The 12,793-nt window shown below is 72.7% G+C and carries 12 protein-coding genes and 1 other RNA gene; 5 read left to right on the top strand and 8 right to left on the bottom strand.

Annotated features, from left to right (window positions below; translation table 11 throughout):
- The first annotated feature begins 37 nt into the window (after nucleotides 1-37).
- Nucleotides 38-445: RNase P RNA component class A (gene rnpB / locus KV381_RS09370), an RNA gene on the top strand.
- A 98-nt stretch (nucleotides 446-543) separates the two neighbouring features.
- Here rnpB and KV381_RS09365 read toward each other — a convergent pair.
- The gene (locus tag KV381_RS09365; RefSeq protein ID WP_098026346.1) at nucleotides 544-1,323 is read right to left on the bottom strand and encodes a glycoside hydrolase family 16 protein; all 780 of its coding nucleotides are present in this window, start codon (nucleotides 1,321-1,323) and stop codon (nucleotides 544-546) included.
- 255 nt (nucleotides 1,324-1,578) lie between these two features.
- The gene (locus KV381_RS09360; protein WP_218785045.1) at nucleotides 1,579-2,592 is read right to left on the bottom strand and encodes a LacI family DNA-binding transcriptional regulator; all 1,014 of its coding nucleotides are present in this window, start codon (nucleotides 2,590-2,592) and stop codon (nucleotides 1,579-1,581) included.
- 257 nt (nucleotides 2,593-2,849) lie between these two features.
- On the opposite strand from KV381_RS09360, the gene KV381_RS09355 reads away from it, so the two are divergent.
- Entirely contained in the window at nucleotides 2,850-3,344 is a 495-nt protein-coding gene (locus tag KV381_RS09355) for a GNAT family N-acetyltransferase (protein ID WP_256995032.1), read from the top strand.
- A gap of 17 nt (nucleotides 3,345-3,361) precedes the next feature.
- Here KV381_RS09355 and KV381_RS09350 read toward each other — a convergent pair whose 3' ends face one another.
- The 3 genes from KV381_RS09350 to KV381_RS09340 form a co-directional block, all read right to left on the bottom strand.
- On the bottom strand, nucleotides 3,362-4,273 hold the full coding sequence (locus KV381_RS09350; RefSeq protein WP_030080954.1) for a glycosyltransferase family 2 protein: 912 nt from the start codon (nucleotides 4,271-4,273) through the stop codon (nucleotides 3,362-3,364).
- Nucleotides 4,274-4,351: 78 nt separating this feature from the next.
- A complete protein-coding gene (locus KV381_RS09345) occupies nucleotides 4,352-4,906 on the bottom strand; it encodes a GNAT family N-acetyltransferase (protein WP_256995031.1) in 555 nt (184 codons plus the stop codon).
- Nucleotides 4,907-5,123: 217 nt separating this feature from the next.
- Nucleotides 5,124-6,512: an MFS transporter gene (locus tag KV381_RS09340; protein WP_103538157.1), complete on the bottom strand. Its 1,389-nt coding sequence runs from the start codon at nucleotides 6,510-6,512 to the stop codon at nucleotides 5,124-5,126.
- 231 nt (nucleotides 6,513-6,743) lie between these two features.
- Here KV381_RS09340 and KV381_RS09335 point away from each other — a divergent pair, with 231 nt between their 5' ends.
- Nucleotides 6,744-7,370 (top strand): TetR/AcrR family transcriptional regulator, encoded by a 627-nt coding sequence (locus KV381_RS09335; protein ID WP_103538158.1) that lies wholly within the window; start codon nucleotides 6,744-6,746, stop codon nucleotides 7,368-7,370.
- Between the two features lie 134 nt (nucleotides 7,371-7,504).
- Nucleotides 7,505-8,566, top strand: coding sequence for a hypothetical protein (locus tag KV381_RS09330; RefSeq protein ID WP_103538159.1), 1,062 nt, complete (start codon nucleotides 7,505-7,507; stop codon nucleotides 8,564-8,566).
- Between the two features lie 33 nt (nucleotides 8,567-8,599).
- On the opposite strand, the gene KV381_RS09325 is transcribed toward KV381_RS09330, so the two are convergent.
- The 3 genes from KV381_RS09325 to KV381_RS09315 form a co-directional block, all read right to left on the bottom strand.
- Nucleotides 8,600-9,454 carry a PhzF family phenazine biosynthesis protein gene (locus KV381_RS09325; RefSeq protein WP_030622440.1) on the bottom strand — a complete coding sequence of 285 codons (855 nt, stop codon included), beginning with the start codon at nucleotides 9,452-9,454 and terminating at the stop codon, nucleotides 8,600-8,602.
- A 100-nt stretch (nucleotides 9,455-9,554) separates the two neighbouring features.
- Complete coding sequence (locus tag KV381_RS09320; protein ID WP_030080941.1) at nucleotides 9,555-10,034, bottom strand: lamin tail domain-containing protein; 480 nt, start codon at nucleotides 10,032-10,034, stop codon at nucleotides 9,555-9,557.
- Between the two features lie 155 nt (nucleotides 10,035-10,189).
- Complete coding sequence (locus tag KV381_RS09315; protein ID WP_030080939.1) at nucleotides 10,190-10,981, bottom strand: SDR family oxidoreductase; 792 nt, start codon at nucleotides 10,979-10,981, stop codon at nucleotides 10,190-10,192.
- A 144-nt stretch (nucleotides 10,982-11,125) separates the two neighbouring features.
- On the opposite strand from KV381_RS09315, the gene KV381_RS09310 reads away from it, so the two are divergent.
- On the top strand, nucleotides 11,126-12,793 hold the full coding sequence (locus KV381_RS09310) for an alkaline phosphatase (protein ID WP_218785044.1): 1,668 nt from the start codon (nucleotides 11,126-11,128) through the stop codon (nucleotides 12,791-12,793).

Raw genomic sequence — 12,793 nt, 5'->3', positions numbered from 1 at the left:
CGCCCGTAGGGCCCGGTAGGATGGCGATCACGGCAGACGAGTCGTGCGGACGGCCGCGTGAGGATCCCCGGATCCTCCCGAGGAACGTCCGGGCTCCACAGAGCAGGGTGGTGGCTAACGGCCACCCGGGGTGACCCGCGGGACAGTGCCACAGAAAACAGACCGCCCGGGACTTCGGTCGCGGGTAAGGGTGAAACGGTGGTGTAAGAGACCACCAGCGCCTGAGGTGACTCAGGCGGCTAGGTAAACCCCACCCGGAGCAAGGTCAAGAGGGGCCGTGCCGGAAACGGGACGGCCCTGCGTGAACGTCCGAGGGCTGCTCGCCCGAGTTCACGGGTAGACCGCACGAGGCCGGCAGCAATGCCGGTCCTAGATGGATGGCCGTCTCCACGGCCGCCGCGAGGCGACCGTGAGACAGAACCCGGCGTACAGCACGGCTCGTCTGCCCCCAAGAGCCCCTGGAGCCCCTGACCGGCGTCGAGCCGGCCAGGGGCTCTTTCCTGGCTCCCTGGCTTTCTTACGTTCTCGCTTTCTTCGCCGGCATCAGTACTTCGTGTACTTGATCCAGTCGTAGCGGGCGGTCAGCGGAGTGCCCGGATAGGTGAACCGGCCGAGCCAGTCGTCGACCCCGATCCCCGGCCACAGGTTGGTCATGATGCGCATCGGGCGGGTGGGGAGCGGGCCGCGGGAGCCGTTCTCCTGGTGGACGAGCCGACCGTCCACGAACCAGTTGATCGTGCCCTGGTTCCACCACTCGATGGCGTAGTCGTGATACCCGGCGGAGGCGTCGAACCCGAGGTCGATCACGGTCTCGTGGCCGCCGACACCGTTGGTGAAGTAGTTGGTCTGCATCTGGGTGGTGTTCTTGCCGAGGATCTCGACGTCGATCTCGTCCCAGGGCTGACCGTCGCTCGGGCCGGTGTAGGTGAAGAACCCGGTCACGACGCCTTCGCGCTTGACCGCCTGGAGCCGGGCCTCGAAGCGGCCGTACGAATACAGGTCGTTGGTGCGGTACTCGCCGGAGGCGTAGGGCTTGCCCGAGCAGCCGGAGGGGCAGGTCGCGACGTCGAGGTTCTGGCCCATGACGCCGCCGTTGAACCAGGTGTGGTCGGCGCGCCAGCCGACGTTGAACATGTCTCCGTTGGACCAGCCGTCGGCCTTGCTCCAGCGGCCGGTGTCGTGGAAGTCGAAGTTGTCGGTGAAGCTGCCGCCGACGGCGTACGCGGGGCCGGTCAGCGGGGAGAGGACCAGCGCGAGGGCGGCGAGCGGTGCGAGCAGCCAGCGAGGTGTGCGGAACCGACGCGATGTCGTGGGGGAGTGCATCTCGGCCTCCTAGTGCCGTGAAACCCATGTGCGGGACAGGCTCGGCGTCCGCTGACGGCACGACTGTGCGGGGGGAGGGACGCCTGTGGTGCGGAGAAACTGGGAGCGCTTCCAGAAAGTAGCAGCGCATGATGAGGGCGACAAGCGATAGGGCGTGCTCGGTCAGGCTGGAAGCGCTCCCGGTTTCGGTGCGCGGCAGCCGACAGCCGACAGCCCACCGCCGGTACCGGCCGGTGGCGGCGGGGTCGGCGCCCGTCAGGTACTGGAGCGCTTCACCAGACGGGTGGGCAGGATCAGCGGGCCGGAGGTGTGGCCCGCGATGAGCCCGACCAGCATCCGGGCCATCTCGCGCCCGAGCCCCCGGATCGGCTGGTGGATCGTGGTGAGCGCGGGCTCCGTGACCTGTGCGACGGCGAGGTCGTCGAACCCCACCACGGCCACGTCCCCGGGCACCGACCGGCCGGCTCCGCGCAACGCGCGCAGCGCGCCCGCCGCCATGTTGTCGTTGGCCGCGAACACCCCGTCCAGATCCGGATGCGCTTCCAGCAACCGGGCCATGGCGGCGGCTCCGGCGGCTTCGGAGAAGTCCCCCTCCTCGGGCGGGCGAGGCGGCAGACCGGCGAGCGTCATCGCTTCCCGGTAGCCACGATGCCGGGATCTCGCCACCTCGGTGTCCAGCGGCCCGCAGATCGTGACCACCCGGGTCCGCCCCCGTGCGAGCAGGTGGTCGGTCGCCTCCCGCGCGCCGCCGACGTTGTCGATGTCCACGTACCAGCGCGGTTCGAAGTCCACCGGGCGCCCGCCGAAGACCACCGGCAGCGGGCTCTCCTTGGCGATCCGGGCCAAGGGGTCGTCCTCGTGCGACGCCGTCAGCATCACCCCGTCGACGGCCCGGGAGCGCACGAGCCGTTCCACTCGCTCCCGGCCGCGCGGGGTGGCGGCCACGCACAGCATCAGGTTCAGGTCGGCCTCCTCCAGGGCGCCGGCCACTCCGGCGATGACCTGACCGAAGAACGGGTCCGTCAGCACCTCCGGGTCGTCCCGCGAGATGACCAGCGCGGCCGCACCCGCCTGACGCGTGGCCAGGGCACGTGCCTTCAGGTCGGGGACGTAGCCGAGCTTCCTGATCGCCCTTTCCACGGACTCGCGCTTGGCCCGGCTGACATGGGGAGCGTGGTTGATCACCCGGGAAGCCACCGACCGCGACACTCCGGCCAGTGCGGCCACCTCGTCGAGCGTGGTGTGCCGACGCGGCAGCTCCTCAGCCATGGACACCGGCTTTCCCTCGCGACGGATGTGGAAGCCCTTCCATTGTGGCCTGTCCGAGGTCCTGGCGGGGTGGCTGAGTCCCATGATCCGGTCATCCGCGTGACGGGCCGTGAGTCCGGGCGCGGCTGCTACTGCTCTTCCGTCGGCACCGGTATTTCACCTGCGCGCCGACACCTTGGCGTGGTCTGCTGCCCGCGGCCATGGTGCCCCGCCCGCACGGGCGGGGGCGTACGGGCCCTGAGACGGGAGTGGCGCGGGTGGCGGAGAGCGGGTACGTGGGCGGGGCCGGGGCGGCGGGCGCGGTGCGGATTCGCCGGGCGACCGGGCGGGACGCGGAAGCCGTGACGGAGGTGTTTCTGGCCTCCCGTGCCGCCGCCATGCCCTGGCTGCCCCGGATCCACGGCGACGAGGACACCCGCGCGTGGATCACCCATGTCGTGCTGCCCACCAGCACCGCGGTGTGGGTGGCCGAAGACGCGGGCGGCGAGGTGCTGGGGTTCGCCGTGCTGGCCGGGGGCGACGAGCTCGATCAGCTCTATCTGCGGCCCGACTCGTTGCGGCGCGGGATCGGGAGCCGGCTGCTGGCGGAGGTGCGCGGGGCGGTGGACGGGTCGATCGGCCTCTATGTGTTCCGGCGCAACGCCGCCGCCCGCGCCTTCTACGAGCGGCACGGGTTCACCGCCGTCGCGTTCGACGACGGCGGCCGCAACGAGGAGAACGAGCCCGATGTGTTCTACCGCTGGACGCCGTAGGACCACCGGGCCGCAGGTCAGATGACCGGCGGGCGGCCCAGCCGCGTCATCTGCCACACCGTGGACCAGCGCATCGGGCTGCGCTCGCCGCACGGGGTGCGGACGCCCTCGGCGAAGCCGCCCGCCCAGGCGCGCAGGCCCTTCGGGTCGCGGGTGCGGGCCAGCGTGAGCAGGGTCCAGGTGCCGAGGTAGGCGGGGACCAGGGGGAGGGGCAGGTTGCGGCGGGCGAGCCAGACGCGGTTGCGGGCCGTCATCCGGTAGTAGACCGCGTGCCGGGCCGGGGACGTCTTCGGGTGCTGGAGCAGCAGCTCGGGCTCGTACAGCACCTTCCAGCCCGCGTCGAGCGCGCGCCAGGCGAGGTCGGTCTCCTCGTGGGTGAAGAAGAACTCCGCGGGCCACAGGCCGGTCTGCTCCAGCATCTTCATGGAGAACGCGTGGCCGCCGCCGAGGAACGCGGTGACCTCGCCGCCGCGCATCGGGTCGCCCGCCCGCAGCCGCGGCACATGGCGGCGCTGCGTCTCGCCGAGCTCGTCCGCGATCCGGAAGCCGACGATGCCGAGCCGGTCGTCGGCCGCGAAGTGGTCCCGTACCCGCCGGAAGACGTCCTTGTCGACCAGCAGCCCGTCGTCGTCCAGCTCGATCACCACGTCCACGTCGCCGATCTCGGCGAGCCTGCGCAGCCCCTCGTTCCGGCCGCCCGGGCAGCCGAGGTTCTCCGGCAGCTCGATGGTGGTCACCCCGCCGTCGAGGTTCTCCAGGCCGGGCGTGGAGGAGTAGTCCGGGAGCTGCGTGCCGTTGCCGATGATCACGAGCCGGGTGGGCCGGACGTCCTGCATGGCGACCGACGCCAGCAGCGCCTCGACCGCCTGCGGGCGGTCCCCCATGGTCACGATGGATACGCCGATACGGGGTGCGGACGGTGCGGACAAGGTCGGTACTCCTGGGCTCGGCTGCCGGTCGTCGGCTGCTGGTCGGCAGCGGTGCCCGCGATCGTAACGCCTCGCTGTTCAGTTCGCGGTCGCCGCCCGGTCATCTGCGGGCCCGTCGGTGTTCAGCAGCGCGTACACGGTCATGTCCCGTCGCTCGTCGCCCACCTGCTGCCAGCCGCGCAGCAGCCCCTCCCGCCGGAAGCCGACATCCTCGGCGACCTGTGCGGAGGCGGTGTTCCACGGTTCGACGAAGAGCTGGAGGCGCGGGACGCCGAGGTCGCGCAGTGCCCAGCCCGTCACCGTACGCAGCGCGGCGCGGGCGACGCCCTGGCCCCGGGCGGACGCGGTGAGCCAGTAGCCGAGGGAGGCGCGGCCCTCCGGCAGATCGCGCAGCCACAGTCCGATCGCGCCGACCGGGCGCCGGTCCCGGGAGCGGACGATGGCGAACGGGTACCCGGTACCGGTGGCGGCGCGCGCCCACTGCCTGCGGACGAACGCCTCGGCGGCCGCGTTCGAGTAGCGGGCCGGGATGGTCGTGATGAGCGGGATGTACGGGTCGAGCGAGGCCTCGCGGACCAGCGTGAGGTCGCTCATCTCCCAGGGGCGCAGGACGAAGTCGGGGCCCGCGGACATGCTCGGGACGGTCAGCGGATCGGGACCGGGGGTGGGTGCGGGGTCGGGACCGGGGCCAGAGTCTGGGCCAGAGGCAGGGTCGGGACCGGAGTCGGGGGCGGCGCCGGGATCAGGGTTGGCGCCGGGGCCGGGCTTGGGGGCAGCCATGTCCGTATCCTCCCGCCGTCGATCCCGTTCCGCCCCCGGGGAGGCCGCCCCGCCCACGTACCGGTACCGCTCACGCGTCCTTCGGCCCGCGGCCCTCGTCTGTCAGGAAGTACCCGGCGAGCAGGGCTCCGGCCAGGACCAGGGCCGAGTTCACGAGGATGGCCGTGGAGACCCCGGACAGGACCGCTTCCGGCCCGGTCGCCGCCCCGGTGCCGGCGGTGACGACCGCGCTCATCACCGGGATGCCGAGGGCGATGCCGACCTGCTGCGTCATCGTCGCCAGTCCGGTGGCCCGCCCCTGTTCCGCGTCCGGCAGGCCCGAGGTGGCCGTGACCATGAAGCCGACGATCATCAGCATGTTGCCCACGCCGCCGACGAAGGTGGCGGCCAGCAGCAGCCAGATCCAGGCCCCGGAGGTGCCGAGGGCCACCAGGGCGAGGGTGGCCGCGGCCTGCACGGCGCCGCCCAGCACGATGGCGCGGCGGTTGCCGAAGCGGCCCACCGCCCGTCCGCCGAGCAGCCCGCCGACGACCGTGCCGATGCCCAGCACGCCGAACGCGAGGCCGGTGGCCAGCGCGGAGTAGTCGAGGACCTCCTGGAGGTAGAGCGTGAGCAGGAACACCAGCGAGGTCTCGGTGGCGAAGGCGATCAACCCGGCGGTGTTGCCCCAGACGACGCTGCGCCGCCCGAGGATGTGCGTCGGGACGAGCGGGGCCGCGGCCCGCTGCTCGATGCGGACGAAGGCGGCGAGGAGGACGGCTCCGGCGGCCAGGGCCGCCAGCGTGGCGGGGGTGGTCCAGCCGGTCTCGCCGGCCCGGGTGAGCCCGAGGACGAGCAGCAGCAGCCCGCCGGTGACGGTGACCGCGCCGGGCACGTCCAGCCGGGGGCGCCGCTCCGGCCGCGAGTCGGTGATCACGGACGGGGCCAGGGCCAGGACCAGGGCCGCTACCGGTACGTTGATGAAGAAGGCCCACCGCCAGGAGAGCAGGTCGGTCAGCAGGCCGCCGAGGATCGCTCCGGCGGTGAACCCGGCCGACATCAGGGCCCCGTTCAGCCCGAGCGCGCGTTCGCGCAGCGGTCCCTCCTTGAACGCGGTGGTCAGCAGCGCGAGTCCGGCGGGGGTGACGGCCGCGGTGGCCAGGCCCTGGAGCACGCGCGCGGTGAGCAGGACCTCGGGCGAGCCGGCGAGGCCGCCGAGCGCGGAGGAGAGGCCGAGGACGGCCATGCCGCCGATGAACAGGTTCTTGCGGCCCACGAGATCGGCGACGCGTCCGAAGAGCAGCGTGAATCCGGCTGCCGCGAGCGCGAAGGACGTGGCGATCCACTGGAGGTGGGCGAGCGAGAAGCCGAGCCCTTCCCCGACGACGGGCAGCGCCACGTTCAGGATCGAGAAGTCCACCGCGATCATGAACTGGGAGCCGAGCAGCAGCGCCAGTACGAGCTTCTGACGGCCGGTCATGCGGGGGCCGGCGGGCTCCGGGCCGGCCGTCGTCGGCCCAGTGGGTGCGGTAGTGGTGGTGGTACCGGGAGCGGTGCACGGTGTGGGCATGGCGGGGCGCCTCCTGTTTCTGTTCTGCTTCTGTTTCTGGGCGTTCCTGGACGGGAGAAGCGTTAACGGTCCTGTGGTTCCGTTAAGCTGGTGGCGTCACCGTAACAGGAGGGGTGGCTTTAATGGAACTGGAGACCCGTTATGACGTCTGATGGTCCCGCCGCCGACGGCGTGGAGCCCGGTACGGTGCGCCCCGGCGGCCGTACCGCCCGGGTGCGGGAGGCGGTGCTGCGGGCGACCGGCGACGCGCTGGTCGAGCACGGCTTCGACGGGCTCGACCTGGCCGATGTCGCCCGGCGGGCCGAGGTCGGCAAGACGACCGTCTACCGGCGCTGGTCCGCCCCCGCCGGGCTGGTGGCCGATCTGCTCTCGGACATGGCGGAGCAGTCGCTGCCGCGCGCGGAGACCGGGTCGCTGGCCGAGGACCTCCGGGCCAACGCCCGCCTCGTGGTCCGTACGCTCACCGATCCCCGGCAGGGCGCCCTCTTCGCGGCCGTGATCGCCGCCGCCACCTGCGACCCGCGCACCGCCGATGCCCTGCACCGCTTCTACGCGGTGCGGATCGAGGAGTGGTCGGGGTGCGTCGAGGAGGCCGTCGGCCGCGGTGAACTGCCGGTGGGCACGGACCCGGGCGAGGTGATCGCGGCGGTGTCGGCGCCGCTGTACTACCGGCTGCTGGCCAGTGGCGCCCCGCTGGACGAGGCGGCGGCCGACCGGGCCGCCGACGCGGCGGTCGCCGCCGCGCGGGCGGGGGTCTTCGTCCGCTGAGGGGGCCGGGGGAGTCTCGGCGGTGAGCCTGGGCGGCCTTGGTGGCGCGTGCGGGAAGCCGCTGCGGTGAGCCCGGGAAGTCCGGTGGGCGACCGGCTTCGTGGTGCCCGGCGGTACGTCGATAAAGTGCTGGAATGATATTCGGCAGATCCGGGTTCGGAGGCGCGGTCGCGGACTTCGAGGCCGCCTCCGTCGCGCAGGACGCCAAGCGGTCCGGCAAGGCGTTCCTCCGGCTGCAGGAGACCTACGGCCAGGCCAAGGAGTCGGAGGTGCTGGACGGCGGGCCGCGGCTCGCCGCCGTACTGGACCGGGTGCCGCCCGGCCCCCGTGCCGTCGTCGCCGTCCTCGTGGGTGCCTGTGTCGAGCGCGGTGCGGACGCCGAGCGCTGCGCGCCGGGCGTCCTCGCCGGGTTGCGGTCGGCGCTGGAGGAGGCCGTGGCGTTCGCCGACGCGTGGGCCGCGACCGGCGGCGGAGCCTTTCCCGTACCGCGCGACGGCGAACCGGGCGAGGACGTCGTCGAGCGTGCGGGCCTCGACGCGGCGCTCGGCTGGTGGACGCTCCGCCAGTGGGAGATGGCGGCCGTCGCCCTGCTCAACCACCGCGCGGTGCGCGCCCGGCTCGCCCCCCGGCATGAGCTGCTGCGTCTGCTCACCACCGTGGCGCGGGCGTCCGGCCAGGAGTTCAGGTCGCTCGCCCATGCCCTCCTGGTGCTGGACGAGGAACCGCTCGTGGCCCTCCACCGGGCGAGCGGCACCGGGTACTTCCTGCGGATCTCCGGCATCGGCGACAACTTCCAGCTGCACACCCTGCTCGCCGACGCGCTCATAGGCGGCGGCCATGTCGAGGGCCACGCGCCGTCGCCGCAGGAGGCGGCCGTCTGCCGGGAGACCCCCGGGCAGGTGGAGACCGTGGGCTCCTTCGACCTGGCGGCCCCGGACGGCACTCCGATCGGGAACGAGGGCGCTCCGGCCGGCATCCCGGTCGTCGACGGCGTCCGGCTGCTGGTCCTGGACGAGCCGTCCGTCCGGCTGTCCTGGCCGGCCGGGCGCTTCTTCCCCGGGATGCGCGGCGACGCCGTCCTGGAGCGCGCCCTCGAACCGGAGGAGACCGAGCGCTGGTTCACCCACGTCTCCCCGGCCAAGGAGTCCGCCGGGGCCGAAGAGCCCGCCGGGGCTCAGGGGTTCGCCGGCCGCTGAGCTGTGGCCCCCCGTGCGGCGGCGGCGCGCCGGTCAGCCGATCCTGGTGCCCGTTCCGCTGACCCGGACCCGGGCGTCGTCCGCGCGCAGTTCGACGGTGAGCGTGCCGGGGCGGCCCATGTCCGCCCCCTGGTGCAGCGTCAGCACCGCCGCCTCCGGTACGGCCCCGAGCTCGCGCGCGTACGCGCCGAAGGCCGCCGCGGCCGCGCCCGTCGCCGGGTCCTCCACGACCCCGCCCACCGGGAACGGATCGCGGACGTGGAAGACCTCGGGCCCCTCGCGCCACACCAGTTGCAGGGTGGTCAGGTCCAGCCGGTGCATCAGCGCTTCGAGCCGCGCGAAGTCGTAGTCCAGGTCCGCCAGCCGCTCCCGGGTGGCGGCGGCCAGCACCAGGTGCCGGGCGCCCGCGTAGGAGATCCGGGGCGGCAGGGCCGGGTCGAGATCGGCGGCCGCCCAGTCCAGGGCCGCCAGCGCCTCCGCCAGGTCCGCCGCTTCGGCCTCCTCGACCCGCGGGGCCACGCTGGTCAGGGTGGCGCGGAGCTCACCGTTCTCGCGGACGACGGTGACCGGCACCGTACCCGCGGCCGTGGCGAACTCCAGCTCGCCGGGACCGTCCCGCTCCGCCAGTGCGAGCGCCGTGGCGACCGTGGCGTGGCCGCAGAAGGGCACCTCGGCCTTCGGGCTGAAGTAGCGGATCGTGTACGCGCCTTCGCCGGTCCGCTCCGTCAGGAACGCCGACTCGCTGTAGCCCACCTCCGCCGCGACGGCGAGCATCCGCTCCGCGTCGAGACCGGAGGCGTCCAGGACGACACCGGCGGGGTTCCCGCCCGCCGGGTCGGCGGAGAAGGCGGTGTAGCGCAGGACCTCGGGCCCGTGATCACGTGTCATGCACCACTCCAACCGTGCCGCCGCGCCCCGCATTCCCGGTACGGCACGCGCACGGGCCGGTCGCGGCCCCCCGTTCCGCGACCGGCTCTCCTCGGGTGCGTCAGTGGCAGTTCTTGACGCCCTTGTTCGCCTTCGTGGACTTCTTCCAGGAGCAGGAGTCCTGGAGCTTTCCGTTCGGCTTGATCAGCCGGGCCTTGTCGCCGGTGTTGTTCCAGACGTACGAGCCCCGGTTCCAGTGCACGGTGCCCGAGACGTTCTTGCCCTTGCCGGTGCGGAGCTTGACGGTCTTGCCCGCGCCGATGCTGTAGCTGCCGAAGGTGTAGGTGTAGCCGGTGTTGTCCTTCACCTTGAAGCCCTTGAGCTGGACCTTCTTCTTGCTGTTGTTGTGGATGTTCACCCACTCGGCGTTCAGCGACTTCTTCGACCGGTCGTCCTTGCCGGGGCCGTCGTACTGAACCGTCCCGAAGTGCAGCCCGCCCTGGTGGGCGGCCGCCGTGGCCGGGGCCGCCGTGGCGAGGAGCGAGCCGGCCAGTGCGGTGGCGGCGGCCAGGGCGATCGGCGCAGCGGTGCGTATGCGCATGCGGTGTTCCTTCTGTGTCGTTCTGGTGAAGGCGTAACAGGATGCGATCATACGGACAGCACGCGCTTGCTCCCTCATAGTGAGAGAAATTGGCAAATCCGGTCAGTAAGTGGCCAGTTCGAGCCGTGTTCGGCCGAGTGCGGTCGCGTTCGGGCTCAGCCTCGTCCGACGTACGGCATGTTCGTCGCCAGGACCGTGACGAACGGGATGTTCGCCTCCAGCGGCAGCTCCGCCATGTGCACCACCGTCCGCGCCACGTCGGCCGCGTCCATCACCGGCTCCACCGCCAGCTCCCCGTTGGCCTGGAGGATCCCGGTCCGCATCCGCTCGGTCATCTCCGTCGCGGCGTTGCCGATGTCGATCTGTCCGCAGGCGATCCGGTAGGGGCGGCCGTCCAGCGACAGCGACTTCGTCAGCCCGGTGATCGCGTGCTTGGTCGCGGTGTACGCGATCGAGTGAGGGCGCGGCGCGTGGGCGGAGATCGAACCGTTGTTGATGATCCGGCCGCCCTGCGGGTCCTGCTCCTTCATCAGCCGGTACGCCGCCTGCGCGCACAGGAACGCGCCCGTCAGGTTCACGTCCACCACCGCCCGCCAGTCCTCGGCGGCGAGCTCCTCCAGCGGTACGCCGCCGGGGCCGAACGTGCCCGCGTTGTTGAACAGCAGGTCCAGCCGGCCGAACCGGTCCCGTACGGCGGTGAAGAGCGCGGCGACCTCGTCGGCATCCGTCACGTCCGTGGTGACGCACAGCGCCTCGGTGTCCCCGGCGGCGGCCGCCGTCTCCGCCAGCGGCTCGGCCCGCCGGCCCGCCAGCGCGAGCGACCAGCCCGCCTGCGCGAGGGCGAGCGCGACGGCCCGCCCGATCCCCGATCCCGCGCCCGTGACGACGGCGACCTTCCGCCGGGTCCGCCGGGCCTGCTCGGTCTGTGCTGTCTGCTCGGTGTTCATGGCCCGGCAGCGTACGGGACAGATCCGTGCACGGGGCACGCGGTGCTCATCGACCCGCCATGCGGATGTTGTGCACGCGACAACGGTGAGTCGTCGCGGGTGGCTGCCATGAATCCCGACAGCATCCGGGCTGAGGAGGGGCATATGACAGCCGCACAGACCATCATGACGCCCGATCAGAGCACCCGAGCGAACGAACTCCGCGCCGCCGCCCGCTTCCTGCGACCGGGCGTGGGGCGCAGGCGCTTCCTGACCGCCACCGGGGCCGCCGCCGCGCTCGCCTTCGCCGTGAACCTGCCCGCCGCCGGCACGGCGAGCGCCGCCGAACTCGACTCCCGACGGATCACCGAGGACCCGTTCACCCTCGGCGTCGCCTCCGGCGACCCGCACCCCGGGTCCGTCCTGATCTGGACCCGGCTCGCCCCGCGCCCCTACGAGCCGGGCGGCGGCCTGCCGGGCGCCCGGGTCGCGGTGCGCTGGGAGGTGGCCCGCGACGAGCGCTTCCGCCGCGTCGAGCGGCGCGGAACGGTCACCGCCCACCCGGAGTTCGCCCACAGCGTCCGCGCCGAGGTCCGGGGCCTCGACGCCGGCCGGATCTACTACTACCGCTTCCGCACCGGCGGCTGGACCAGCCCGGTCGGCCGCACCCGCACCGCCCCGGCCCCCGGAGCCCGCAACAGCTCCCTCACCCTGGCCGCCGTCTCCTGCCAGGCGTATCACGACGGGTACTTCACCGCCCACCGCCACCTCGCCGCCGAGGACGTCGACGTCGTCTTCCACCTCGGCGACTACCTCTACGAGTACGCCGTCACGGCCACCGGCGGCGCCCGGAACTACACCGACCGCACCCTGCCCGCGCACTACAACCGCGAGACGCAGAACCTGGAGGACTACCGGATGCGGTACGCCCTCTACAAGTCCGACCCGGACCTGCGCGCCGCCCACGCCGCCCACCCCTTCGTCGTCACCTGGGACGACCACGAGACCGAGAACAACTACGCGGGCGGGATCCCGGAGAACGACGTGCCCCCGGAGGAGTTCCTGCTGCGCCGGGCCGCCGCGTACCGCGCGTACTGGGAGAACCAGCCGCTGCGCACCCCGCAGCGCCCCACCGGCCCGGACATGACGCTCTACCGCCGCCTCCGCTTCGGCCGGCTCGCCCAGTTCGACATCCTCGACACCCGCCAGTACCGCAGCGACCAGGCGTACGGCGACGGCTGGCGCACCCCCGGGCCCGAGTCCGAGGACCCGGCGCGCACCATGACCGGGGCCACCCAGGAACGCTGGCTGATCGACGGCTGGCGGGCCTCCGACGCCACCTGGAACGTCGTCCCGCAGCAGGTCACCTTCGCCCGGCGGCGCGATGTGCCCGCCGACGCCTACAAGCTGTCGATGGACTCCTGGGACGGCTACCCGGCCTCCCGGCAGCGGATCCTGGCCGGGGCCGAGGCCGCCGGGGTGGAGAACCTGATGGTCCTCACCGGAGACGTGCACGTCTCCTACGCCTTCGACCTCAAGAAGGACTTCGACGACCCCGCCTCGCGCACCGTCGGCACGGAGATCGTCACCACCTCCGTCTCCAGTGGCAAGGACGGCGCGGACCGGCCCGCCAACTGGGAGAACCAGACCCGCGCCAACCCGCACCTGAAGCACTACAACGGGCGGCGCGGCTATGCCGTCGTCACCCTCGGCGCCGAGGAGGCCCGCGCCGACTTCCGTACGGTGGCGGCCGTCACGACCCCCGGAGCGCCGCTCGCCACCGCCGCATCCTTCGTCACCGAGGCGGGGAACCCGGGGCTCACCCCCGTGTAG

Origin of the sequence: Streptomyces sp. WY228 (genome assembly GCF_019287315.1) — a bacterium.
Taxonomy (GTDB): Bacteria; Actinomycetota; Actinomycetes; order Streptomycetales; family Streptomycetaceae; genus Streptomyces; species Streptomyces caviscabies.
Note: the sequence above shows the minus strand (reverse complement) of the source record. Positions and strands in the feature narration are given on the sequence as shown.